The 23716-nt window shown below is 42.8% G+C and carries 30 protein-coding genes; 2 read left to right on the forward strand and 28 right to left on the reverse strand.

Annotation, left to right across the window (positions count from 1 at the left end; translation table 11 throughout):
* Positions 1-3: 3 nt before the first annotated feature.
* The 10 genes from SJY16_RS13975 to SJY16_RS14020 form a co-directional block, all read right to left on the reverse strand.
* Positions 4-537 (reverse strand): sigma-70 family RNA polymerase sigma factor, encoded by a 534-nt coding sequence (locus SJY16_RS13975; RefSeq protein ID WP_377890062.1) that lies wholly within the window; start codon positions 535-537, stop codon positions 4-6.
* A 121-nt stretch (positions 538-658) separates the two neighbouring features.
* Positions 659-1156 (reverse strand): DUF4269 domain-containing protein, encoded by a 498-nt coding sequence (locus SJY16_RS13980; RefSeq protein WP_377892255.1) that lies wholly within the window; start codon positions 1154-1156, stop codon positions 659-661.
* A gap of 46 nt (positions 1157-1202) precedes the next feature.
* Complete coding sequence (locus tag SJY16_RS13985; RefSeq protein WP_377890064.1) at positions 1203-1952, reverse strand: SDR family NAD(P)-dependent oxidoreductase; 750 nt, start codon at positions 1950-1952, stop codon at positions 1203-1205.
* Positions 1953-1995: 43 nt separating this feature from the next.
* Positions 1996-2580 carry a maltose acetyltransferase domain-containing protein gene (locus SJY16_RS13990; RefSeq protein ID WP_377890066.1) on the reverse strand — a complete coding sequence of 195 codons (585 nt, stop codon included), beginning with the start codon at positions 2578-2580 and terminating at the stop codon, positions 1996-1998.
* 34 nt (positions 2581-2614) lie between these two features.
* The gene (locus SJY16_RS13995) at positions 2615-3358 is read right to left on the reverse strand and encodes an alpha/beta fold hydrolase (RefSeq protein ID WP_377890068.1); all 744 of its coding nucleotides are present in this window, start codon (positions 3356-3358) and stop codon (positions 2615-2617) included.
* 45 nt (positions 3359-3403) lie between these two features.
* Positions 3404-4231: a nucleotidyltransferase domain-containing protein gene (locus tag SJY16_RS14000; protein ID WP_377890069.1), complete on the reverse strand. Its 828-nt coding sequence runs from the start codon at positions 4229-4231 to the stop codon at positions 3404-3406.
* Positions 4232-4259: 28 nt separating this feature from the next.
* Positions 4260-4604, reverse strand: a complete 345-nt coding sequence (locus tag SJY16_RS14005; RefSeq protein WP_377890071.1) for a VOC family protein — start codon at positions 4602-4604, stop codon at positions 4260-4262.
* 58 nt (positions 4605-4662) lie between these two features.
* Entirely contained in the window at positions 4663-5463 is an 801-nt protein-coding gene (locus SJY16_RS14010) for an aminoglycoside adenylyltransferase domain-containing protein (protein WP_377890072.1), read from the reverse strand.
* A gap of 128 nt (positions 5464-5591) precedes the next feature.
* Positions 5592-5846 (reverse strand): hypothetical protein, encoded by a 255-nt coding sequence (locus SJY16_RS14015; protein WP_377890074.1) that lies wholly within the window; start codon positions 5844-5846, stop codon positions 5592-5594.
* Between the two features lie 26 nt (positions 5847-5872).
* Positions 5873-6454 (reverse strand): RNA polymerase sigma factor, encoded by a 582-nt coding sequence (locus SJY16_RS14020; RefSeq protein WP_377890075.1) that lies wholly within the window; start codon positions 6452-6454, stop codon positions 5873-5875.
* A gap of 245 nt (positions 6455-6699) precedes the next feature.
* Between SJY16_RS14020 and SJY16_RS14025 the strand changes: the two genes are divergently transcribed.
* Entirely contained in the window at positions 6700-8061 is a 1362-nt protein-coding gene (locus SJY16_RS14025; protein ID WP_377890077.1) for a LuxE/PaaK family acyltransferase, read from the forward strand.
* Positions 8062-8268: 207 nt separating this feature from the next.
* Here the strand turns inward: SJY16_RS14025 and SJY16_RS14030 are convergent, their stop codons facing one another.
* The 18 genes from SJY16_RS14030 to SJY16_RS14115 form a co-directional block, all read right to left on the reverse strand.
* On the reverse strand, positions 8269-8844 hold the full coding sequence (locus SJY16_RS14030; protein WP_377890079.1) for a hypothetical protein: 576 nt from the start codon (positions 8842-8844) through the stop codon (positions 8269-8271).
* Between the two features lie 161 nt (positions 8845-9005).
* Entirely contained in the window at positions 9006-9176 is a 171-nt protein-coding gene (locus tag SJY16_RS14035) for a hypothetical protein (protein WP_377890081.1), read from the reverse strand.
* Positions 9177-9258: 82 nt separating this feature from the next.
* Complete coding sequence (locus SJY16_RS14040; RefSeq protein ID WP_377890083.1) at positions 9259-9630, reverse strand: iron chaperone; 372 nt, start codon at positions 9628-9630, stop codon at positions 9259-9261.
* A 58-nt stretch (positions 9631-9688) separates the two neighbouring features.
* Positions 9689-10012 carry a DJ-1/PfpI family protein gene (locus tag SJY16_RS14045; protein ID WP_377890085.1) on the reverse strand — a complete coding sequence of 108 codons (324 nt, stop codon included), beginning with the start codon at positions 10010-10012 and terminating at the stop codon, positions 9689-9691.
* Positions 10013-10038: 26 nt separating this feature from the next.
* Positions 10039-11277, reverse strand: coding sequence for a protein translocase subunit SecD (gene secD, locus SJY16_RS14050; RefSeq protein ID WP_377890087.1), 1239 nt, complete (start codon positions 11275-11277; stop codon positions 10039-10041).
* 26 nt (positions 11278-11303) lie between these two features.
* Positions 11304-12119, reverse strand: a complete 816-nt coding sequence (locus SJY16_RS14055; RefSeq protein ID WP_377890089.1) for a hypothetical protein — start codon at positions 12117-12119, stop codon at positions 11304-11306.
* A 60-nt stretch (positions 12120-12179) separates the two neighbouring features.
* Entirely contained in the window at positions 12180-12467 is a 288-nt protein-coding gene (locus SJY16_RS14060) for a DUF3784 domain-containing protein (RefSeq protein WP_377890091.1), read from the reverse strand.
* 94 nt (positions 12468-12561) lie between these two features.
* Positions 12562-13191 (reverse strand): DUF6944 family repetitive protein, encoded by a 630-nt coding sequence (locus tag SJY16_RS14065; protein ID WP_377890093.1) that lies wholly within the window; start codon positions 13189-13191, stop codon positions 12562-12564.
* A 110-nt stretch (positions 13192-13301) separates the two neighbouring features.
* Positions 13302-14210, reverse strand: coding sequence for a glycine betaine ABC transporter substrate-binding protein (locus tag SJY16_RS14070; RefSeq protein ID WP_377890095.1), 909 nt, complete (start codon positions 14208-14210; stop codon positions 13302-13304).
* 24 nt (positions 14211-14234) lie between these two features.
* A complete protein-coding gene (locus SJY16_RS14075; protein ID WP_377890097.1) occupies positions 14235-14972 on the reverse strand; it encodes an ABC transporter permease in 738 nt (245 codons plus the stop codon).
* Between the two features lie 4 nt (positions 14973-14976).
* Positions 14977-15969 (reverse strand): ABC transporter ATP-binding protein, encoded by a 993-nt coding sequence (locus SJY16_RS14080; protein ID WP_377890099.1) that lies wholly within the window; start codon positions 15967-15969, stop codon positions 14977-14979.
* Between the two features lie 16 nt (positions 15970-15985).
* The gene (locus SJY16_RS14085) at positions 15986-16639 is read right to left on the reverse strand and encodes an ABC transporter permease (RefSeq protein ID WP_224880893.1); all 654 of its coding nucleotides are present in this window, start codon (positions 16637-16639) and stop codon (positions 15986-15988) included.
* 573 nt (positions 16640-17212) lie between these two features.
* On the reverse strand, positions 17213-17347 hold the full coding sequence (locus tag SJY16_RS14090; protein ID WP_377890101.1) for a hypothetical protein: 135 nt from the start codon (positions 17345-17347) through the stop codon (positions 17213-17215).
* A 129-nt stretch (positions 17348-17476) separates the two neighbouring features.
* Positions 17477-18280, reverse strand: a complete 804-nt coding sequence (locus tag SJY16_RS14095) for an MBL fold metallo-hydrolase (protein ID WP_377890102.1) — start codon at positions 18278-18280, stop codon at positions 17477-17479.
* 98 nt (positions 18281-18378) lie between these two features.
* The gene (locus SJY16_RS14100) at positions 18379-19542 is read right to left on the reverse strand and encodes an iron-containing alcohol dehydrogenase (RefSeq protein WP_377890104.1); all 1164 of its coding nucleotides are present in this window, start codon (positions 19540-19542) and stop codon (positions 18379-18381) included.
* 51 nt (positions 19543-19593) lie between these two features.
* Positions 19594-20553: an HAAS signaling domain-containing protein gene (locus SJY16_RS14105; protein WP_377890106.1), complete on the reverse strand. Its 960-nt coding sequence runs from the start codon at positions 20551-20553 to the stop codon at positions 19594-19596.
* On the reverse strand, positions 20540-20884 hold the full coding sequence (locus SJY16_RS14110) for a PadR family transcriptional regulator (protein ID WP_377890108.1): 345 nt from the start codon (positions 20882-20884) through the stop codon (positions 20540-20542). The genes SJY16_RS14105 and SJY16_RS14110 overlap by 14 nt, the downstream gene beginning before the upstream one ends.
* A 96-nt stretch (positions 20885-20980) precedes the next feature.
* A complete protein-coding gene (locus tag SJY16_RS14115; protein ID WP_377890110.1) occupies positions 20981-22459 on the reverse strand; it encodes an MDR family MFS transporter in 1479 nt (492 codons plus the stop codon).
* Positions 22460-22654: 195 nt separating this feature from the next.
* On the opposite strand from SJY16_RS14115, the gene SJY16_RS14120 reads away from it, so the two are divergent.
* A complete protein-coding gene (locus tag SJY16_RS14120; protein ID WP_377890112.1) occupies positions 22655-23542 on the forward strand; it encodes a TetR/AcrR family transcriptional regulator in 888 nt (295 codons plus the stop codon).
* Positions 23543-23716: the final 174 nt, after the last annotated feature.

Genomic DNA, 23716 nt, shown 5'->3' on the forward strand with positions numbered 1-23716 from the left:
ATCCTAATCCTCCAATCTTTCTTTCAACATCAACTTCGCTCGCTTCAGCCGCGTTTTCACTGTACTACTATTAACGCCTGTCACCTGCTTGATCTCCTTAATCTGTAGCTCTTCAAAATAGCGAAGATAGATGACTTCTCGATATTTCAAAGGCAAGTTCATCACTTCTGAAACCAACTGTTGGTCCTCGTCTCTTTGAATAATCATTTTTTCAACAGACTCCTTCGGAGCTGCTTCTACCTCCATAACACCATCTGAAACCGAAACATTATTGTTATACCAGCTCTTCAAATAATCTTTACAGTGATTAATCGCAATTCGCCATAACCACGTTCGCAGTTTTGATTTTCCGTTGTACTTATGTAAAGATTTATAACATTTGATGAAAATTTCTTGTGTTAAGTCCTCAGCAACTGTTTTATTTTTTACATAGGAATAAACTAGCTGTAACACTTCCTGTCCATACTTTTTCATGACTTCATCAATGATCCACTCAGAATCTGTTGCTTCGAACAGTTCATAATCTATTTCTTCCATGCCTGTCCCTCCGTCCTACTTAATTAGACGACGCATCCATTGAATAAGTTTGCGAAACTTGAAATAAAATCCATACAAAAAAAGAGGAGGTAACTCCCCCTCTCCTGTCTTCAGTTCACAATTATGCAAACGCGGATCGAATAAGCCCTTCATAAGGATCTCCCTCGATCTCCAAAAGCTTACAAAATGCCGGCTCTGTCTTGTAGCCTTGTTTCTTAAGTTCGATCACGCCATCCTTCAAACCTGGATACTTCTTCATCAATTCAAACTCGATCACCATATGAAGAAAGGCAAATTGGGTATGTACAGGTTGAGCTTGACCGAAAAGCTCAAACTCGAAGTGCTGAAACACGAAGGTTGCTTTTATAATTTCGTTTCCTCTAATTGTCGTTCTCTTTACCTTGAACGAATCTTTTGAGCTGTACAAGTTTCGAATTTTCGTTTCAAATGCTTCAGCATCATTCACTTCCATCACAATATCAAGATCTGAGCTCTCGATATCGATGTCGATCGGAATCGTTCCGCATAGTACAGGGTGATAGGCTTTTAAGTCTTTCATTATCTCCAGTTCAGATATCGCTCGATATGCTCTTTTTTGCTTCTTAGTACCTGTTTTCATTTCATGAAAGAGATCGTCACCAATTGCTTTCTGTTGCTCACTAAGACTAAACACTGGCAGATCCTAGCGTCATACCTCCATCAACCACGATTTCAGTACCTGTACAATAGGAGCTCTCATCAGACGCAAGAAAAGCAACCGCTCTTGCTATTTCGATCGGTTGACCGATACGTCCAAGAGGAATCGACTCATAAAATGCCGGAACACCTTGTCCTTGTGTCGCCATTTCCGTTTCGACTCCACCCGGATGAATCATATTCACGCGAATCCCTTTAGGTCCCACTTCGATTGCAGCTGCCTTTGACATGGCGACCACCGCAGCTTTTGTAGCAGCATAAGCCGTAGACTTCCCGATCGGTGCAAAAGCTGAAATCGAAACGTTGTTAATGATCGACCCTTTTCCCTGCTTCTCCATCAAGGGGAGAACTGCCTGCATTCCGAGAAATACACCTAGCTGGTTTACGTTAATTAATTCCTGGTAGTCTTCAACCGTTATCTCCTGAAACGACTTGCGCTTTAACACGCCAGCATTATTTACAAGAGCATCGATCTTTCCGAACTGCTCTTCAACTTCACTCATTCCCGCCTGCCATTGCTCTTCTTTCGTAACATCAAGCTGGATAGGATAGGCTTTTTGTTCATTATCTATTTCTTTACAAACATTCTTAGCACTCTCATAGCTTCTGGCAGCGACCACTACGGTCGCCCCAAGCGTGATGAGGTGTTCAGCGATCGCTCGACCCTGGCCACGATTCGCTCCCGTGATCACGATCACTTGATTCTTTAAATCCGGCATTTCTTTCCCTCCTCGGTCCCTCGTCGGTGCCTGTCACTCCCCGCTATTTGTCGAATGTCGATCTAGGCCTGATCGGTACCTCTCTTATCTTCTTCGCTGGATTGCCTCCAACTACTTCATTATCCTGAATGTCTTTTGTGACGACTGCACCTGAAGCGATGACAACATGATCTCCAATCGTTACCCCAGGATTAATAATCGCTCCTCCGCCGATCCATACGTTATCTCCTATGATGATTGGTTTTCCAAACTCTTTTCCAGAATTTCGTTCAACCGGATCAAGGGGGTGCGTCGCACAGTAAATATGGACGCCAGGAGCTACCATACAGTTATCACCAAAACGAACTTCACAACTATCTAGTATGACACAGTCGAAGTTCATGAAGAAATTTTCTCCAACATGAATATTGTACCCATAATCACACTTAAACGTTGGTTCGATCCCTACGTTTTCCTTTGTCGAACCAAACAAACTTCTTAATAACTGAGACCGTTCTTCTGTTTCTGTCTCACTCGTTTGATTATATAACCTCGTCAACCGACGAGCACGTAATCGATCGTTCAAAAGTTCTTCGTCACCCGGATCATACATCTCTCCGTCTAGCATCTTTTGCTTTTCTGTTCTCATTCATTGGCCTCCCAAACACAAAAGGAGCTTACCGTTAATTGGTAGATTCCATCAAGTTACGATTCTTTTCCTCTACCTTGTCCAGAAATGCTAGTAACATCTCCGTGTACAAAGCTGGCTGCTCGACATGCACAAGATGAGATGCAAACGGAATCACGCTCACATGAACATTTTCATGCATCCTCTGATACGTTGAAGCGGAAATCACTTCATCCTTATTCCCTTCACCGACCATATATAAAATAGGAGCGTCGATGCGATTTAAATCTGCTGTGTGTTCAAACGGATACCAATCCACATCACGAGCCATATAGATGAACTGCTTCCAGTCAGAATCATGAATTTGATCCAATTGGCCAACAATCTCTTTATTTTGTAAAAGGTCCGTTTGGAACTTCACTTCTTCCTTATGAGATTCGCTCCAATGAGCTGGTTGATCAGCCGTAACCCCTGACATCGTTAAGCTTAGCAGTCGATCCGGGAATGCTTTCGCAAACAACAGTGCGACGAGTCCTCCTAACGAACACCCGACCAAGTGAAACCGTTCTACCTCTAAATAATCCAATGTTTCTTTTAAATCACGCGCAGCATCTTGGAAGTAATTGGAAAAATTATCACTCACAGATTTCCCATGTCCTCTTAAATCAGGCACGATTACTTTTCTACTTTCCAGTAACGCCTCTTGTTGTGCTACGAAATCTGTTTGCCCCGTTTGTAAGCCGGAATGCAAAAGAACCACCGTCTCGCCATCTCCATACGTTTCTGTATGTAAAATCACCGTATTCCCTCCTTCTAATTTTCCTGATCCTATGGTTACACTTGCTCAAAACACTTTAATGATGCATTTTTGTATACGAGCCTCATTCGCTTCTATCCCTACCTGATCACTGAGCACCTTGTTCAATCTAATAAACTCAGGCGTCATCCTCTCTATGAGATCCATCATTTCATTTGACTCAGGGTTACACTTCCAATCTACTAAAAGAGAAAGTTGATGCTCCTTCAATTTCCCACGCTTACTTTCAACCTTCGACCAAACACCATATGAACCATCAAGATGCTCTCCAAGTTCCATGTACCACCCAGAAGCGATAAGCCAGCGAACACGATCAACGTTCGCATACGCATAGTACACTTCATTTCTCATCACAGCTCGGTAAGTTTCGTGAATAAATGAAAGCACTTTTCCTCTCCAGAACGCTACCTCCTCTGACGATAACTTGTAGTTAATGTCAGCAGATTTCTTTATCACATCAGTTATAAGGTTGCTCGGGTCATAGAGCACTTCAGCTCCTCGTAACCAAAGAGACGGAACGAACTCTTCAGGAGCATGATACCAGCAATCTACTTTTACAAAGCAATCGTAGTGCGCCACAATAACGGGTGATGTCGACACCCCTTCAAAAAACATCACCTCTCCCCAGCGACCTGATCGCTCACGCTTCTTGTTAATAAAATCGCCCTTGCTCTCTGTTCTGACGAGAACATGAAGGTCGATATCAGAATACAAATCGGCGTTCCCTTTCGCTAAAGAACCACTTAAGTAAATCCCTAGTACGTTCGGGTCTGAGCGAAGATCGGTTACAGCATTCTCTAAAAGAGAATCTCGATGTGCAGGTAATCCTCCATCTCGTTTCACATTCTTACTCACAAGTCTTAAACAACTCCTTCACTAGTAGCTACTCCCAAAAACAAACCTGTAGGCGATTACCATCAAGGTCATATAAATCAAAAAACGTATTCACCTCATCACGCTGAAGTTCGCTTACTTCTACGCCACGCTCTCGTAGCGTTTCGTACGTCTCCTCAATGGTAGATGTGAAGAATATCGGATAGCTCTGGTGATTAGAACGTGCTGTTTCACCTTCTTCAATCGTGATTGGAACACGACTATCGCCAACACTCAATATGCGATAGCCATCATCGCGAAACGTCTCTTTCAACCTAAGTTTTTCTTGATACCACTGACTAGATCGTTCAATATCACGTACCTTTAAACAAAACGTATCGATTCGCTCAAGCATCTCAAACCCTCCTTATTTTATGTGAACAAAAGGGAATCAACCCGAGATCATAATACAATTAAGGCATTCTCATCAACTCAGTCACTCGTGGTTGAAAATAATCTCTTACTGCCAAAAGATCGCTTCTCTCAAATGAGTGCTCTTTCAAACCTGAATAATTCTCGTAAGCCTTTTCGATAGTGATACCAATCTTTCCAGGAAATGATGTTCTCCCCCATATTCCTGCCTCTTGCTTTGATGAAATCACCTCATCATGTAAGTACCAATACACTCTGACAATGTTCAACATACAGTACACGGGATTGCTCTCAATGTCCTCTAAACAGTCTTCATAATCATATAGAATAGAAGATATATAGTCTGATCGCGGTACGACCGGAAATACCTCGCTGATAGGTGGTCCTTCAATGCAGATTCCTCGATTGATTAAAATCGTGAGATGTGCCGCTAGATCAGGGTCTTCTCCTTTTAAATCTGCGATTGCTTGAACATCTCCTTTCGAAAGAGCATGCTCATACCAGTCACGCCAACCTTCACTATAATGAAACTCATAGAAACATGGATGCTTCCAATCTTGTAAATGCTGTACGGTGAGAATACTAATTTCGACCGGAAACGGTTCATTCGAAGTCTTCAGAAGGACCTCTGCAAGGTGCTTGTTCTCTTCAATCGTTAATTCTCTTACCGTTACAACGAGAATATCGCTATCACTTCTCATCGGATTAAATCCACCCATCGCTAGAGACCCATGTATGTAAAAGCCTACAAAACCAGCCCCTAAGATGGCTTTCGTTTCTTTTAATAGATTTCTTACAAAACCTTTAACATCATGTGAACACTCTTCCCAGCTACAACTCATACCGCATCACCTACTTCGTTTCTCCGTCCCTCTTCTAAACAGGTTCAACATAAACACCAAAAAGCCTGCCCGCTCTCGTTCGACAAACATCGACCAAAAGCGGGCAGTACCAGGCACCGAAGCGGACTCTACCAGTCTGCTGCTGGCTTATTCAGCTGTGGCGCAAAGCCAAGTTCTTCAGCTGCTGCGCATATTATTTCTTTTCGGAAATAGAAACTACGATGGTATACGATCTTATCATTTTCAACTTCTTGGTATTGGATATCGTGGATTTTCTCTCCCTCTTCACCATCATAAAACACCACGATGACAGGTTTCCCCCAGAGAAAGAATCGTTCTGCACGAAAGCCAGGGAGACCAAACTGCATAGAACCTGATCGCATTTCGCTCTTTGAGTACTCTTGTAATCCTAAGCCTGGATCACATGATCAGTTTGTTGAAGATTGCCCTTCTTACCATGGCCATCAATAGGAGAGGCGTCTTTCAGCTTTTCCTTCATTCGCCTCACGCTCGCATAAACAGCTCCTGGTGTTGTTCGGACGATCCCAGCGACTTCTTTTGCATTGAATGCGAATACTTCTTTCAAAAGAAACACAGCGGACTCTCTGGGTGAAAAAAGGTCTGTTAAGTATGTGAGTGCTTCTTCACCTTCCAAACTATCGGAAAACTCCTCGATTGGCATATCTCCTTCTTCTAACGAACCAACGACTCGATTTTGTTTACGACACTGATCAATCCAAGTCGTAGTCGCTACTCGATATAGGTAGGACTTAGGGTTCGTCGGATGCCACCTCTGGTAAAGTCCTCCGAATGCTTTTACCATCGTTTCCTGAAAAAGATCTTCTCCATCCCACGGAGAGCCTGTAATGTAGCGACAGTAATTCCATAGATCTTGTTTGAACGCTGCAATTAATCCATCAAACTCTGACCTTAAATCTCGATTCTTTTCTGAAACAGCAAGCAGCTCTTTCTCTTCTTGATTGAATTCCATCGAATCCTCCTTTAGATGTTTTCATTATGTATAACGATTGAACACAAAAGAATTGTACACGTAATGGTACCTGGTACCACCCGGAATTTGTCGAACGCCAAATAGACAACGACTTTTGAACTATTTCCAATTTATTGGTGTCTAAATTTTCAAAATAAATTGACAGCGCTTCCATAAAAGACTACTTTAAATATAACGCACATTACATAAACCGTGATAAAACTATCATACAAGGAGATGGTGAGATGGCTACTTATTCGGAGTGTGAAAGTTGGAATCCTGCCGAAATGAAAGAACATCAGCTAAAAGGCTTGCAGAATACAGTTGAGCGCGCTTTTCAAAATGTCCCTTTCTACCGCGATGCATTAATGAAAGCACACATCACCCCAAAAGATATTCAGACACTAGATGATCTACGCCGACTCCCTTTCACTCAAAAACATCACCTTAGAGAAAACTACCCTTTTAATCTACTAGCAAGTCCAATGGAAGACATCGTCCGAATTCATGCCTCCTCTGGCACAAGTGGAAAGCCAACAGTTGTCGCATATACAAAAAACGACCTAGCCAACTGGGGCGAAATCGTCGCAAGAGCTATTTCCTTGGCAGGCGGACGAAAAGGAGACATCCTTCATAATGCATATGGTTACGGGCTATTTACTGGTGGACTCGGTCTTCACGTAGGATCTGAGCAACTCGGATGTGCAACCGTTCCAGTTTCTGGTGGTAATACAGTCAAACAGATTTCCCTCATTCAAGATTTTAAACCGAGGATTATATGTTGTACGCCTTCTTATTTATTGAGTATTGGTGAAGCCATGATGCAACAGGGCATCGATCCTGCCTCAACTTCGTTAGAAATTGCGATCCTCGGCGCAGAACCATGGTCAGAAGGAATGAGAGAGCAAATCGAGAGCATGTTCGAACTGAAAGCGACCGACATTTACGGCCTTAGTGAAGTGATCGGACCAGGTGTTGCCCAAGAATGTGTGGATTGTCAGGACGGTCTTCATATTGCTGATGACCATTTCTTCGTTGAAGCGATCGACCCTAACACGCTCGAACCTGTCGAAGATGGCGAGGACGGTGAGCTCGTGTTTACGAGTCTTACAAAAGAAGCATTACCGACCATACGCTACCGAACAGGAGATATCGCTTCGATTACGCGTGAGCCTTGTGAGTGCGGTAGAACGACGACACGAATGAGTCGCGTCAAAGGCCGGATCGACGACATGCTGATCATACGTGGAGTCAATGTGTTTCCATCAGAGATAGAGAGGTTTATATGCAGCCTAGACGAACTTGCACCCCATTATCAGATTCATCTTCATAAGAAAGGCCCGATGGATCACGTGGAACTACACGTTGAGGTATCTCAAGAATTCTTCACCTCTCTTAAAGACCAAACGTTCAGCCACCCTGCTGCACAGGAGTTGACCTCACGAATCGCGTTGATGGTCAAGACCGAAGCGCTCGTATCAATGGAAGTCTTCTTAAAAGAACCATCATCGCTACCTCGCTCTGAAGGAAAAGCAAAGCGAGTGTTTGATCACCGTACAGTGACAGGTACCACCCGGATTAGCTCGAATGCTGTCGAGCAAAAGTAATAGGCTTATTTACAGCAATCTTCCAGAACTTACTTTACCTAACATCTTTTAAGCAAAAAGCTATGTTAAAGATTATTGTTGATAATTGAACTAAAAAAGGGGAACCCCGCAACATTTGGGTTCCCTTAGGTATTTAACAATTGCTCCGATATTATGGTAAACTTGAATTCGAGACATCCTCAGGCTTTGAGCTAATCCAGCTGTAGTTTAAGAATTTTTATTTACTTCATTCTCAACGACCTTGAATACCTCAGAATATATTCCTTTTACATTATCTCGTTGTACTTCACTGTTTTTAATTGGATATGCAAATTTCCAGCCACGATAGCCTTTTTCTTCTCCTTCATACAACAATCCTGATATAAAATTCTGCGTACCATTAACCTTTTCAGCTTCTTCTTCATAGGACACGGGATTTTCTAAATCTTGAAAAGGTATAGTATTTGCCTGTAAGCCTACAAAGAAGAATGGAACGTTCTTATTCTTATACAGTTCTACATATTTTGAATTTGAAGCATCAGATAAATGGTTTTCCATAATGAATACTGCATCATACTTTCTTGTGTTTGAATTATGTAACTTACTTAAAGATAATTCATTAAAGTTTATCTGTTCCTCTCTAACATTAGGTTGTTCACCAACAACTGCAATCCTTAAAGGCACGCCATCATATGGCTCTTCTTTTACATCATTCGTTTGACAAGCACTCAAAAGAAATAACATCAATGTTAAAACAGTTAAAAGTAATTTATTTGATTTTATAATAAATACCCCTCCCCTCATCTTCTACATACCAACATATCATTTTGACTTTACTGAACTCTACTGCCCAATTTGTTTTAGAACTTCGGAGTACATTTACCCCATTAAGCTGACCTGTTATTAGCTAAAATAAAGTAGAGCGTAATCCTTTTAGATTAACGCTCCGATATAGTTGAATAAAGTTACCGTAAAAACCACCAAACAAAAAATATAATCACTGCAAACATAAACCAAATAAGTGCCACTATATATTTTTTATCAGTCTTTTTCTTTCTAGAATTAGCGGCCACTACGCCACTCGTTATGCTACTCGCTAAAACAATAGCAATTGCTAGCCAAGTCCAAAAACTCATAAACTCCCCCCAATTTCTTATTCTATTCACATAAATTTAGTCTTCAATATTTCTGCCCATTTGCTAAAGAACAGCACACTCATCACTTTCTCCAAAAACTCTCACAATCCGCCTTATCTTCAATATTAAACTCGATCATCTTCTCAAGTAACTCGTAATTCACTGGGCCCTCCCACGGAATTCGAACGAGCTGCTTGGTGAAACTATAGCCAGCACCTTCAATTTCATCTGCAAAATGATGGATTACCACTTGTTCAGGCGCAACCGACATATGATGTTTCGCTTTACTAAAAGCGATAATAAACGTTCCATGGTCGGTAAACATAGGCTGATTCCAGGCAACCCTCTTTTGTAAGTTCGGATACTTTTCCTCGATCCAGGCAAAGATCTCTTCCATTCGCGCTCGATGCTCTGGATGTTCGATCTTGTTCAAATAGTCTTCAAAAGTCTCCATTCGCGCTTCCCTCCCTAACGATATTTAAGCTAAACTTCTTAGCACTGTGGGTCTTTATTTATCCCCTCAGCTGATTTTTAAAGAAAAGGACAGTCTCTAATTCATCTTCTCGGTCATGAAAGAGATCTAATTCGTTCCCAACAGCAACCGCAAATTCTACGTAAGCATTTCCTTCAGCGGTAATCAGATTCTCACAAACTGTTAAGTCGGCCTTACTTTTGTATGCAGGATCAAAGCAAGTCGGAAACTCCTCTATTTCAATAGAAGTAGAGTACTCCCTGTCTCGTAATACCGAGCTTATACCTAACAGTGTAGAAGCACCACAGATGGCTGCGATCCATTTCTTCTTCTCATCGAAACGTTGGATAAGAGTAACCGTCATACAACAAAAATAATGCTTTCATCCAGTCAACCCTTTCTCCCAAACCATTCTACGATTCTCATTTCACCAACCATATACAACAATAACCTTAACAACGCGTAACACGTCAAAAAGCCAGCAATAATGCTGATGAGCAGCATGACCGCGAATCCTTTCACACTACCTACGCCAAATACAAAAAGTCCCGCCGCTGCAATCAATGTCGTTAATTGAGCATCTCCGATAGTTCGAAATGACCGGTTCGACGCTTCCATAACGAGCGCTTCGAACGAAGCGTCCTTCCTCTTGATTTCCTTTAACCGCTCGAAAGTTAGAATCGACGCATCAACCGCCATTCCAAGTCCGAGAATAAAAGCAGCTAGTCCGGTCAACGTGAGAACACCTTCTAGAAACACAAAGATCGCAAACGTTAGATAAAGATAGCACACCATACAGAAAACCGAAATCGTCCCAAGATAGCGATACTTCCCTATCATAAATAAAAAGATCAACATCATCGCAATCCCACTTGAAATCACCGTATTGTGTAGAGCCTTCTCACCGAGCTGTCCACTAACAGAACGCGAATATACTTCTTCGATCGGAGCAGGAAGATCGCCAGTACTCAGAACCTTAGCAAGCTTATCTGCTTCTTCTTGGGTGAAATCACTTGAGAGCGCAAGCCCTTTATACGGCCATGTTCCTTCAAGATCGCCTGCGAAAATCACATTTGGTTCAGATTCACTAAATGTATCTCCTTTGATATAATCCAGCCAAAGAACAAGCATCTCACCTTGATAGTTTTCTGTGATACTTTTCATATCGACAGCGTCTCGAAACGAGACCGTAACCTGTGGTGGAAGATGATCTGATACGTCTTCAACACTCACAGAGGAAAAATCTGTCGAAGAAAGAACAAGGTTGTTCTCGGTATCTCGGAACGTGATGTTGCCCCCGATCGATAAGATATCGCGCGCTTCCTCCTGATCCTCCACCCCTGCCAGCTGGACGCGAATCCGATCGTCATCTTCAACCCTAATCACCGGTTCACTGATTCCTAATAGGTTAACCCGATCACGAATGATGGAAGCGGTTTGTTTTACTAGTTTCTCTTTCTCAATGCTTCTTCCTTCATATGGATCCTCTACTTCGTAAAGAATTTCAAATCCACCTTGCAGATCAAGCCCAAGCTTAATCTCACCCGCGATGTTTTGATAGGTAGAGAGCATGAACGTAAGGATCAGAAGAATCGTAATACTTGTTGAAATCACCCAACTTCTTTTCATAGTAAAAGCATCCTCATTATGTATGATTAGTTACCCCTCTGGCTTCGTTCCAGAAAAGTAAATCCGATGAAACTTAATAAAAGAATCTTGTTTTTCTCTGTAAGACGATCAGAAACTTCAACAATGTCATTATCCATATCTTTGAAAATTTTCGTATACTCATGTGGAAATCGCCCGTTGTAAAAGTAAGCCCAGCGGTGTCCTTCCTCATCTTTTAAATGAAAGTCTCCTGAAAAACCTGACACGTTTACAGCGAGGAGTAACTCTCCATTCTTATCTTTTATTTCTCCATTTTGTTTGACGAAGCTCTTAAACTCTTCCTGTTCATAGGTTCCGATGACATCCTCATGGTCGTCATACACTGTTAACCTAGTGTTTTTAAAACCTTCTCTCTTAAACGAAAATAACTTTTCTCCTTCATTCGTAAAGAAGGCAACCTTGTGCGGAAACAATGACATCAGTGACGATTGAAACCATACGATTGGATAATGGCACCACCATAGGTTGATCAGTTCAAACCTTCCAACGAAACTTCCGCTCTTCTCAAATGAAAGAAGTCTTGGAATCATGCTTGCGTCTTGTTTTAATATGATATGATTACAAGCTAGCAGTGAAGAGCTTGATTGAGGAATCTCCATATCTTTGACTTGGTTATACTTCTGACGACTATTAACTGCAACAAATACCATAAATAATACTGGTAACAGAAGCATGAGTACCTCGAGCCACTCCCTATTTGTTTCTGGCATATTAAACGCCAGGAACACTGCCCCCAGAGCGAACAACAATACTAACACGACATAGGCGGATTTCTCTCTACGCTTAAACATTTCTGCGATCAACTCAGCACCTCCTTGTTTATACATTCGCTAACCTAAAAAAGGTGCACGCAGCACCTTTTTTCACTTTTCCAACAGCTTCCGATTAATAAAAACATACACACTTGTTAAAAGCACGAACATTGTACTAACGGACACGGTCTTCTCATAGGGGTAGTCTATAAAACTATGAAGAATGAGCAAGAGACCTAATGGCAGGAAGAATCCCGCTCCGACCACTGTTCCTAGCCGTGCCTTGTTTCGGATGTTTTTTTCATTAAACCCAGAAAGAAGCCAAGTTTGTTTCTTTAGCGCGACTAGATAGGAAACGACTAACAAGCTTATCCCGATCACAAATAGCTCCAGTTCCACAAGCCCCACCTCCGCAAGCAACCCTACTATATGTACGAATCAAAGAAGGTGAAGTTCCATTTTTTACATAAAAAAAAGAAGAGTTTCCAAATGACTACAAATAATTGCCATTATTCCATCTATTGAATGAGTGAGTTTGATGATACTCTTTCGTAAAACCGATTGCAGAAAGCGCCGCTCCGGCTGTTAGTCCATAGCTTCCGATCGCGAGCAGCTGTTGTCCTAACTTGTTTTTTCCCTTCTTTAAATTGACGAGACCAATCGCTTCAATCGCGACTGAAATCGATTGGATTCTCTGTCCTGCGACAATAAGAGCGGCATAATCAGATTCACGGAGACTAGAACTATGCGCTTCGAAAGCTGCTCCAGTCGATTGAATCACGTCACCTATGATATCAACGCTTAACCCTTCTTCGACTTGACCATTCAGCACGAACGAGCCACCGACCACGTTCGCGATATTCCCTGCAGCTTGAAGCCAGTCTCCTGCGATGCCCATTGTTTCATCTTCGCTCTCTTGGATTCTTGTTTGACCGATTGCTTGAAGCGAATTACCAGTCGCTTCAATACCATTCCCAAGGATATAGAGTTCACTACTGACCTCTTCATCAGCGGAATCACCTTTCACCGTTGCTGCAATCGTGTTTCCAATCGCGGTCACACCAGCGCCAATCGTCTGAATCCATGCCCCTGTGATCACTAACCACTCTCCATACACCTCCATTCTACACACGCTCCCTATCTTCTTTATCCTATTCTAGAAACCCGCACATGTAACAGCTTTCTCCCATAACACAAAAAAGGTGACAGACGCTGATGTCTGTCACCTTACTCCTATTCTTCCAACAATCCATTCTCCACAAGCCAATCGTGCGCAACGATCGAAACTGGATTTCCTTCAATATCTACCTTGTAATTCAACTTTCGCATGATATCACTATTTAGCTTTTCAGCTAGTGGTGCAGTGATTTCTTTCACTTCAGGGTACTTTTCGTACACGTCTTCATTGATCGTAAGTGCTGCTCGGTACGGTGGGAAGAAACTCTTATCATCTTCCAATGTGAGCAAGTCATATTCTACGATTGTAGGGTCCGTTTCAAACGCAACAGAGATATCAACTTGGCCTTTATCAAGGGCTCTCTGAGTTAAGCCGATATCCATCTGCTTGATTTGACCCGATTGAAATTCAAAACCGTATTTTTTCTCTACACCCGGAATGCCGTCAGGACGCTTTGCGAATTCAGCGTCTGACGCGATGGTAAGCTCTCCAGGATGCTCGTTAATATAAGAAGCCAGATCACTGATCGACTGAATGCCTAATTCTTTCGCCCGCTCTTCTTTCATCGCAAGAGCATACGTATTGTTTACGTTAGACATATTCATCCAATCGATCCCATTCTTCTTATCGATTTCTTGCACCTTTTCAAAAGCTTTGACCGGATCAGCGATACTTTCCTGACCCATATAGGTAATGAGCGCTGTCCCAGTATATTCCCACATCACATCGACCTGTTCATTTTCTAGTGCCTTACGAACAACCGAACTACTCAAGTTGTTCATTTGTTTCACATCAAATCCCTCTTTCTCTAAAAGGAATGAAGTCATTTCAGAGAGGATGTACTGTTCTGTATAGTTCTTACCTCCAACAGAGATCTGTTTTCCTCCAATTCCTAGCGAAGAGCACGAGGTCAGCATGGAGAGGATCGCAACGATCATAACCCCACTCAATAATTTTCTTCTCAACGGTAACACCTCCTAACGATCACATTACAATTCTTGCGGTGGCTTAGAGCCTTCAGGTACGATTTTTCGCTCGAGTAGCCTTAATAAATAATCAACAAAAATGGCTAGAAGCGTGACCGGAATGGCACCTGATATTAAGTATCCATTATCAAACAGCTGAATCCCAGTGAAGATCCAAACACCAAGACCTCCACCTCCGACCACATATGCAAGAGCAGCCGTTCCAATGTTCAATACGATTGCAGTACGCACACCTGCTAAAATCGAGTAGGCCGCATTCGGCAGTTCGATTCTGAAAAGAATTTGGATCGGCTTCATTCCCATCCCTCTTGCAGCATCGATTAAATTCTCATCGATGGAATCAATTCCAGCTACAGTATTTCGATACATCGGTAGGAGCGAATAGATGAACAGCGCGAACACAGCCGTTTTAAAGCCGATTCCAAGAAAACTGATCATTAAAGCAAGGACGGCAAGACTTGGAATCGTCTGCCCCAGATTCACGGTATTCGAGACGATCCATTCTGCTCGTCGGAAGCTTTTGCGAGTAACGAGAATCCCGCCTGGAATCGCAATAAGTAATGCTAATGCAGAAGAAACGAATACCAGCTGCATATGTTGCTTCACAAGCAATAGAAAGGTAGAAGTTTCACTGAAAATATATCCAAAGTAATTGTTACTGATCGCCCAGAAAAAGAACAAAGCGACCAGTCCATAAACGGTATAGCGAACGATAAGACTAATAACCTTCTTCTTATTCATATCATCACCCTTTCTGAACCAGGGTTGGCTTTGCTTTGATTTCGAAATGGAGATACTTTTGGACAATATCGATCGTGATCGCACCAAGCTTATTGTCTTCGTCATCGATTACAATCACCTGATCAGCTTCCTGATTTAACAGCATTGATAGCGTATTCCGAAGATCATGGTTCACGTTGATCGTTTTCGTGTCCTCGATGTCTTCATCGAACTCCGCTAGTCCAATGATGTCTTCTAAATCTTGGATCGTATGTAGACTCAAGCTTTTGATTGCACGGTCTTTTCCAAAAAACTCACGAACAAATTCATTCTTCGGACGGACGAGCATCTCGGAAGGTGTATCGTATTGCATCAATTCTCCTCCGCGTAGCAGCACGATTTTATCCGCCATTCTGATCGCTTCGTCTATATCATGACTTACGAAAAGAATTGTTTTCTTTACTTCTTTCTGAATTTGAAGGAATTCATCTTGAATTTTTTCGCGAATGATCGGATCTAGTGCACCAAAAGGTTCATCCATAAGCATGACGGGTGGATCTGCTGCAAGCGCACGAATAACACCGATTCGCTGTTGCTGACCACCAGAAAGTTCGTGCGGATAGCGCTTTCCAAACTTTTCACTACTCATGCTGATCATGTCCATCAGCTTCTTAAATCGTTCCTTCTTCTCCTTCTTACTCCAGCCTAGAAGGTCTGGCACAATCATGACGTTTTCTTCGATCGTCATATTCGGAAACAAGCCATTACTTTGAATAACGTAGCCAATCTTCCTTCTTAACTCGATCGAATTCAACGACATGGAATCTTCACCATCAATCATGATTTTCCCATCAGATATCGTCTCAAGACGGTTCACCATTCGGAGCAACGTTGTTTTCCCGCAGCCTGATGGCCCGAGCAACACGACGATTTCTCCTTGTTCAACAGTGAAATCCACACCTTTAACAGCTGTGACGCCGCCTTCATATGTCTTCGTTGTTTGATCAAACGTAATCATTTCTACACCTCACTCTTTAATTAGCAATGCTTTTTGGTGTGTACCTTTTTTGAATCCAAATCAAGAATCCATCTGCAATCATCGCTAGGATCGCAACAGCGACGGATCCAGTAATAATTAAGTAATTGTCTCCACGTGTGATTCCTTGAGTAATGAGAACGCCAAGACCTCCAGCTCCGATATAGGCTGCGATAACGCCAATGCCGATGTTAATCACGACGGCTGTTCGGATTCCTGCCATGATGACCGGAAATGCATTCGGAATCTCCACACGAAAAAGCCTCTGAATCGGTTTCATGCCAAGACCAATTGCTGCATCTCTCATCTCAGGGTCTACGTTACGGATTGCGGTATATGTATTCCGTATGATGGGGAGCTGCGCATAGAGCACTAACGCAACGAAAGCCGGTACGAAGCCGATACCAAGATTCACAATTGAAAAGACCGGAATCATGACTCCGAACAAAGCGATACTTGGAATCGTTAACATAACTGAAGCAATTTGAAGTACCGTCTCAGCTAGATAATCATTCGTTGTTAAATAAATGCCAAGTGGCACTCCGATCAATAACGCAACAAGAATCGCTGCGCCAACGAGAATCGCATGCTCGATCGTCAAATCGAAAATTCGCGATGCATTAATCTCAAGAAACTTAATCCATTTATCCAATATAATCCCTCCTCGTCCTTTTATTCCCTAAAAACGCACCATTGTCCATGTTAACATAATAACTCCGTTTCGTCTTTGAAGCTCCTGGTGACTTGCTATGATGACATAAAAAAGCTCCACCTTGAGTGGAGTTTACAGAGTGTCGAGAACGTCCTAAGGAGCATCTTCCACTGTTAGTGTGGTGATTTCCGCTCCAGGATGCTCGCTTTCCGCGGGGCGGGCGGTGAGCCTTCTCAGCGCAAAAAACGTTGCGCCTCCGGGGTCTCACCTGTCCCGCACATCCCGCTGGAGTCGAGCATCCTTCCGCTCCAATCAACATTAAATATGTGATTACGAGAAATAAACAAAGCTACTAAAACAACGGACAGAGAATGAAAGCAGATACCAGCTTAATCATCAATAGAGGTTGGGAACTTTGCTGTGATTGACTGAATCCAGTAGGAGTAAATACCGTTTGACCTCCTTGGAAAACGACCGTTCGAGACTCGGTGTGGACGGACTTTTGTCCACAGGAAAGCAAGTGGTATTCTCCTACGGGATAAGGAGTTCAATCACCTATGGCTTCCCACAAACTTAAAGCTCCACCTTGAGTGGAGCATACTTTTCTTTATCATCGTTTTCCATGTCCCACTTCGAACCGGATTTGCCCATGTAATAGAGAAAGCCTGCTGATGATAGTACTGTCAAGAGAGCTAGAATAAGCCCCATTATATGTCATCCTTTCTTAAAGAAACTCACAAGAATACGAAACTCTTATCATGCCCTTGAACTCATCCTAACACATTATGGTAATCACCTTCATCATTCCACTACAATCAATCAAAGCAGGGGCTCTCCCTATTTTTCAAGCTCACGCTGTGCAACCTTTTTGTTATCGTCATGCACACCGCTCATGAAATTAAAGAAAGTGAACTTCTCTTGCATATGCGCTTTTAGCCCATCGTCTTCCTTTGGTAGTTGCTCAAGGTAGTGTTTCGAGAAGTCCAGGCGACTATCCATCTCGCGCTCATCTTCTGTCGTCCGCCCGTGCCCCGGTACATGAAGCTGTATATCGAAGCGATCAAAGGTCATTTCTGCTTTTTGGATCGTCCGAACATAATCACGATAGCTACCTGTTATGAATGGGAATTCGACGTCTGATAAATAGTCACCTGACAGGAAGACTCCGTAAGGTTCAACAACAGTGAAGATACCATCATCTGTATGTCCAGGTGAGAGATAAAAGGTTAGCGTTACTTCGCCTATCTCAAGCTTCTGTTCGTCATGCGTCACGACCACATCTACTTTCGGGTAGATATGCTCATAGTTCCGTTCTAAATAACGGGCTTCATCAAAGTCTCGGTTTTGCTGAACGATCTTTTCTTTATCTGGATAATGTGCGAACGCTTCAGATGCGATGACGATAGCATTTTGAAAGGCACCTGCTCCGATAATATGATCATAGTCGTTGTGCGTGTAGATAATATAAAGCTGTTTACTACCGAGAATACTTTCGACGTACTTCTGAATACCATCCACCTCGACTGGCAGCCAATTCGGATCGGTCATAATCACAGCCTCATCCGTTTCAATGACTGCTGACGTTGTCATATACAATGAACTTTGAAATACCGTTACATTCTTTTTCTGATATTGAATCATACGCTCACACTCCTCTGCACTAGCATTTCTATACTCGTTACCCCATTCCTTTCGACAAAAAACGGGTGGTGCCTGTGAACAGACACCACCCGCATTATTTACTTCGAACGCTCAAGAATATCCATAACACTTTCACGATCAAGCTCTTTATAAGTTCCAACGCCAGGCTTGATGAATGTCTTTTCAACGATCGAGTCGAACTCACTATCATCAATATCATAATCAGCCAGCGTGCTCGGAGCGCCGATCGAGTTCCAGAAATCGCGAAGTGCACGTGCACCTTCACGCGCAACTTCTTCATCATTCTTACCTGTAGCATCCACACCAAGAACGTTCACCGCAAGCTGCTTCACGCGAGATGGATCTTCTTCTAGCACGTGCTCGAGCCAGTTCGGGAAGAGAATCGCAAGCCCGCCACCGTGCGGAATATCGTATATAGCCGAAATCGCATGTTCGATTCGATGAGTAGCCCAGTCGCCGCCATCTGTACCGTTCATCAACGTACCGTTGAATGCAGTCGTACTAATATACATCATCGTCTCTCTATGTTCGTAGGACTGAAGGTCACTTACAAGCTTTGGACCTGTTTCTATCGCTGTACGAAGAAGTGATTCGATGAAGCCATCGATCATCGGCGTGTTTTCTGTTCTGTGGAAATAGTGTTCAAGCGCATGTGACATGCTGTCGACGATTCCGTACACCGTTTGGTCTTCCGGAACAGAGAACGTATTCTCAGGATCTAGAATAGAGAACGTCGGATACACGTGCACCGATCCCCAGCCTAGCTTATCGTTCGTTTCCCAGTTCGTGATCACTGAAACGGCGTTCATTTCAGAACCTGTAGCCGCAAGTGTAAGCACCGTTCCGATCGGTAGCGCGTCTTCAATAGGAGCTTTCTGGGTGATGAGTTCCCATACATCTCCGTCGTACTTCGCACCGATTGCGATCGCCTTCGTGCAGTCGATTACGCTACCGCCACCTACAGCTAGAAGGAAATCGATTCCTTCGCTTTTACAGATCTCGACACCTTTTCGAACGGTCGATAATCGTGGATTTGGCTCAACACCAGATAGCTCGTGTACCTCAGCCCCGACAGAATAAAGCTGCTCCATCACAGTATCGTAAACACCGTTCTTCTTAATGCTTCCGCCACCATAGACAACAAGCACGTTCGATTCTTTTTTGATTTCAGTTGATAGTTGGTCCATCTGACCTCTACCGAAGTAAAGTTTTGTTGGATTATATTGTAGGAATGTATTCATCGTTACACCTCAGTTTGAATTTGATTACGATAGCTAGTTTAACATAAGGGGTCAGGCACGTGCCTGACCCCCTCGCTTAAATCCTTTCCAAGCTTCGTAAGCAACAATTCCAACAACAACGAGCGCTGTAATCATCAGCGAACGTTCAATATACCGCTCTGGTAAAGGAAAGTATGAAGCGACCTTCGAATGAATGATCTTGTTATTGAAAATAATCATGAGAAACACTGTCGTCGAAAACGCAAGCTGAAGCGCGTTCAGAATCGCCAATCGCTTCGTCCAGATTCCTGCAATGAGTTTGTAGCCAGCGAGAAGCACCTCACCTACAACAGCTGCCACAACAAGTGGCCAGTAGGACAATAAGACATCGTTATTAAAGAACGGCACAACCATTTCTCCATCTTTCATCACACCGATGAAGTTCGAGGCATTAAAATAAAGCGCTGCGATGACAGCTGTCCAAAAGAGATCCGAGAAAACCTCTTTCTTCAAAACGGCTTTTTCGCTTAAATAACTTGGGGTTTTCTTCAAATCCTCAGGTGACCATTTCTTCACCGTCTCTTTCTTATGTTCCGTCCGTTCAAAGATCACAAACCCAATTGTCACCCAGAACAGCACTTGTAACGTTACTTCAAAAAACACGACGAACGCGTTGCCTACCGCCATCCAAAAGATATTTATAACCGACAGTGCTCCAGAATGTTCGATGAAATCAACGGTGAGAAGAGAGAGAAATGAAACGAGAAGCGCGATCGGAAGGATGATTTTGAGCAACGATACGTACGTCTCGAAATACTTTGGTCCGATCAGATGCATCGGCCAGTTTTTAAACCCATTCGCTAACATAAACGGACTTCCGAGCTCACGTAACGTAGCCTTCACGTCTTCTTCACTGTAATCTTCAGGCAGCGTATCATAGATCGTTGACCTTAGTTCTAGCGCAATATCTTCACGTTCTTTCTCAGGTAACCTTCTCGTCACTTCTCCAATATACGCTTCAATCAACTTCACTTGATTCGTCTCCTTTCAATAGGGAGCGAAGTTCCGCAGACGTCTTCTCCCACTCTTCCTTCAACTGCTCGTAAATCTCTGTTCCAAATTCACTCAAAACATAATATTTTCTCGGTCTCTTCTCAGTTGTATCCCAGCTACTCGTCACAAGCTCCTGTTTTTCTAGTCTTCGAAGAAGTGGATATAGCGTGCTTTGTTCAATCGTAATTCCTGACTTCTCAAGGGATTGAACGAGCGAGTAACCATACTGTGGTGACCTTAACTGGCTGAGCACGGCGAGTGTCAACGTACCTCTCCTGAGCTCGGTTACTAAGGAATTTAACAACGTCATTCCATCACTGCTTTCTATTACTGTATGTCGTACACCATCTATACTATGTATCATACAGTAATGTGTGTGAACCAGCAAGAGAAAAGTAATAAGGGATCAGGCACGCGCCTGACCCCTTACCATAATCTTGTCATCTACTTTTGGCTCATCAACTTTCCCTGGCCTTTTAATGAAGAATGCCAGCACAAGCGCAACACCTGCAATAAATGTTGCTACAAAGAAAGCAAAATTAATGCCTTCAAGCATCGCCTTCATCATGATTTGCTGCTGACTCGCGCCAGTAACTGCTAATTCTGAAGCCGTTGATTCTGTATGTGTCGACATAACTGTAACGAGTAGCGCTGTTCCAATTGCTCCTGAAACCTGGTTAAGCGTATTGTTCATCGCTGTGCCGTGCGGATAGAACTTTGCTGGCAGCTGATTAAGTCCGTTCGTTGAGACCGGCATCATCACCATCGACATCCCAAACATTCGTACAGCATGAAGAATCATCAAGTACGTGTATGTTGTTTCTAACGTAAGCGTACTGAATAAATACGTTGTTACAACAGTGATACTAAGACCTGTCATCGCGAGTACGCGCCCACCGTACTTATCGAAAAGTCGACCCGTTATCGGTGACATGAATGCCATGACGAGCGCTCCCGGAAGCATCATAAGTCCAGCATCAAAGGGTGAAATTCCTCTTATGGTCTGTACGTAGATCGGTAAAAGCAACATTCCTGAGAACAGCGCCATGTTGATCACCATCGTGATCGAAGAAGATAGCGCGAACATCGGATACTTAAAAATCGTAAAGTTCAGCATCGGTCGTTCAAGTTTTGACTGTCTGACGATGAAGGTGATAAGTGAAATCACACCGACAGCAAGAGTAACGGTCACGTGTGGGCTATCCCACCCCTTGCTACCTGCAGAACTGAATCCGTAAAGAATCCCACCAAACCCCGCGCTCGATAACACGAGTGAAAGGAGATCAAGTTTTAAGATAACTTTATCCTTCTTATCCTTTAATAAAAAGAAACCAAGTAACAAAACGCCTATTGCGATTGGGGTGACGAAATGAAACAGCATTCTCCAATCGTAATGTTCGATGATCCACCCTGAAAGCGTTGGACCGATTGCCGGCGCCGCCATCAGAATCAATCCGAACACACCCATCGCTGCGCCTCGCTTTTCGATTGGAAAGCTAACGAGCATTACATTCATTAGAAGCGGCATCATGATCGCTGATCCTGATGCTTGAAGCATCCTTCCTCCTAATAAAACAGGAAACACATCTGCCATTCCTGCAACGATTGTACCGATTGCAAACAAACTCATTGCTGCAAGAAACAATCGTCTAACTGAAAATTTCTCAATTAAAAAAGCTGTGGCCGGAATCATAATTCCATTCACAAGCATAAATCCTGTCGTTAGCCATTGAACTGTCGCTGTTCCGATTTGCAAATCTGCCATAATGGACGGCAGCGCTATATTCAATAATGTATTATTTAAAAATGCAATGAAGGCTCCCACGATAAGCACTGCTAGAATGCCATATTGCGGACGAGGTGTTTCTTTCATCGTTGCATCCATGTTGATCCTCTCCTATACCCCTGGTTCATTTTTTATACCATAAGTTCACTACGAACATTTTATACCACTGGTTCAATTTAAGCAACACCTTTCTATCCCTATCTATGTAAACATTTGTTGTTTATTACGAAATCATGTATCATCTCTTTTATACAGGTAGTATATTTCCAAAACTAGACACAGGGTGATGATGAGATGAACGATCGAAAACAACAAGTGATTATTAAAGCTCATGAGCTTTTTATCGATAGAGGATTCCAGGCAACTTCAATCCAAGACATTCTCGACTATACTGGTATTTCAAAAGGAACGTTCTATAACTACTTTTCATCGAAGAACGAGCTATTGATCGCTTTATTTAAAACGCTTATCGTGGAGATGGAAACGAAGCGTAATAGCTTATTAGTTGGGAGAGATTCAGCAAGCATCGAAGTTTTTAAGAAGCAAATCGAAACTCAGATGAATACAAACAGAAAGAATCGTCTTCTAACGCTTTTTGAAGAAGTCGTTCTCTCACCCGATGAAGAGATAAAAGAATTTATCAAAGAAAGCCAGGCGCGCATGCTGCAGTGGGTCTACCATCGCTTTGAAGATCTGTTCAGTGTAGATGCAAAACCACACTTACTCGATTGTGCAATCATGTTTCTAGGCATCCTTCATCAAAATACGAAATACTATGCGCGGACGCATGGATCTACGGTGAACATCCAGCTTGTTGTGAACTATACCGTTAACCGTATCGAGAAAATCGTTAAAGAAGTAACAGATAGTGGAGAACAGCTTATTGACCCAGATGATTTAAAGAACTGGCTACCAGATGCTGAACTTAAAGATCAATCGCGAAAAGAAGAGCTGAACGACGCGGTCCTTTGTATGAAGAGAAAATTAAAACCATCAGCTGATTGCGCTCATTATTATGAGCTTCTTGAATTTATCCGAGACGAATTCACACAGTCAAAAGAGCCGCGTCATTATTTAATGAAGAGCGCGCTAACAACACTTCAAACCACCCTCCCTTCTTCGGTCGCTCCAGATCTTGAGAGAGTGGAAGAAATTATAAAAGGGTGTCAGGCACGTGCCTGACACCCTTTTATTCCCTTTTATTATTTTTTTGTTTGCACTCCGAGGATTTCTTCAGTAACATGAGAAGGAATGATGCGATTTCGTAGGATATCCTTAATCATTTTTGTCTTCTATTGAAAAACACTGTACTTCTTCATGATATGTAATGATTTAACCGGATTCAGCAATAAGATC

The sequence above is a fragment of the Alkalihalobacillus sp. R86527 genome, assembly GCF_042466185.1.
Taxonomy (GTDB): Bacteria; Bacillota; Bacilli; order Bacillales; family Guptibacillaceae; genus Guptibacillus.

Excerpts from the sequence above, each read along its gene's own strand:
- SJY16_RS14015 (WP_377890074.1), bottom strand. The coding sequence starts at position 5,846 with ATGCGATCAGGTTCTATGCAGTTTGGTCTCCCTGGCTTTCGTGCAGAA.
- SJY16_RS14010 (WP_377890072.1), bottom strand. The coding sequence starts at position 5,463 with ATGAGTTGTAGCTGGGAAGAGTGTTCACATGATGTTAAAGGTTTTGTA.
- SJY16_RS13975 (WP_377890062.1), bottom strand. The coding sequence starts at position 537 with ATGGAAGAAATAGATTATGAACTGTTCGAAGCAACAGATTCTGAGTGG.
- SJY16_RS14120 (WP_377890112.1), top strand. The coding sequence starts at position 22,655 with ATGAACGATCGAAAACAACAAGTGATTATTAAAGCTCATGAGCTTTTT.
- SJY16_RS14080 (WP_377890099.1), bottom strand. The coding sequence starts at position 15,969 with ATGATTACGTTTGATCAAACAACGAAGACATATGAAGGCGGCGTCACA.
- SJY16_RS14030 (WP_377890079.1), bottom strand. The coding sequence starts at position 8,844 with ATGAGGGGAGGGGTATTTATTATAAAATCAAATAAATTACTTTTAACT.
- SJY16_RS14075 (WP_377890097.1), bottom strand. The coding sequence starts at position 14,972 with ATGAATAAGAAGAAGGTTATTAGTCTTATCGTTCGCTATACCGTTTAT.
- SJY16_RS13990 (WP_377890066.1), bottom strand. The coding sequence starts at position 2,580 with ATGAGAACAGAAAAGCAAAAGATGCTAGACGGAGAGATGTATGATCCG.
- SJY16_RS14095 (WP_377890102.1), bottom strand. The coding sequence starts at position 18,280 with ATGATTCAATATCAGAAAAAGAATGTAACGGTATTTCAAAGTTCATTG.
- SJY16_RS14025 (WP_377890077.1), top strand. The coding sequence starts at position 6,700 with ATGGCTACTTATTCGGAGTGTGAAAGTTGGAATCCTGCCGAAATGAAA.
- SJY16_RS14005 (WP_377890071.1), bottom strand. The coding sequence starts at position 4,604 with ATGCTTGAGCGAATCGATACGTTTTGTTTAAAGGTACGTGATATTGAA.
- SJY16_RS14100 (WP_377890104.1), bottom strand. The coding sequence starts at position 19,542 with ATGAATACATTCCTACAATATAATCCAACAAAACTTTACTTCGGTAGA.
- SJY16_RS14110 (WP_377890108.1), bottom strand. The coding sequence starts at position 20,884 with ATGACGTTGTTAAATTCCTTAGTAACCGAGCTCAGGAGAGGTACGTTG.
- SJY16_RS14020 (WP_377890075.1), bottom strand. The coding sequence starts at position 6,454 with ATGGAATTCAATCAAGAAGAGAAAGAGCTGCTTGCTGTTTCAGAAAAG.
- SJY16_RS14045 (WP_377890085.1), bottom strand. The coding sequence starts at position 10,012 with ATGACGGTTACTCTTATCCAACGTTTCGATGAGAAGAAGAAATGGATC.
- SJY16_RS13980 (WP_377892255.1), bottom strand. The coding sequence starts at position 1,156 with ATGAAAACAGGTACTAAGAAGCAAAAAAGAGCATATCGAGCGATATCT.
- SJY16_RS14065 (WP_377890093.1), bottom strand. The coding sequence starts at position 13,191 with ATGGAGGTGTATGGAGAGTGGTTAGTGATCACAGGGGCATGGATTCAG.
- SJY16_RS14035 (WP_377890081.1), bottom strand. The coding sequence starts at position 9,176 with ATGAGTTTTTGGACTTGGCTAGCAATTGCTATTGTTTTAGCGAGTAGC.
- SJY16_RS14090 (WP_377890101.1), bottom strand. The coding sequence starts at position 17,347 with ATGGGGCTTATTCTAGCTCTCTTGACAGTACTATCATCAGCAGGCTTT.
- SJY16_RS14040 (WP_377890083.1), bottom strand. The coding sequence starts at position 9,630 with ATGGAGACTTTTGAAGACTATTTGAACAAGATCGAACATCCAGAGCAT.
- SJY16_RS14115 (WP_377890110.1), bottom strand. The coding sequence starts at position 22,459 with ATGGATGCAACGATGAAAGAAACACCTCGTCCGCAATATGGCATTCTA.
- secD (WP_377890087.1), bottom strand. The coding sequence starts at position 11,277 with ATGAAAAGAAGTTGGGTGATTTCAACAAGTATTACGATTCTTCTGATC.
- SJY16_RS13985 (WP_377890064.1), bottom strand. The coding sequence starts at position 1,952 with ATGCCGGATTTAAAGAATCAAGTGATCGTGATCACGGGAGCGAATCGT.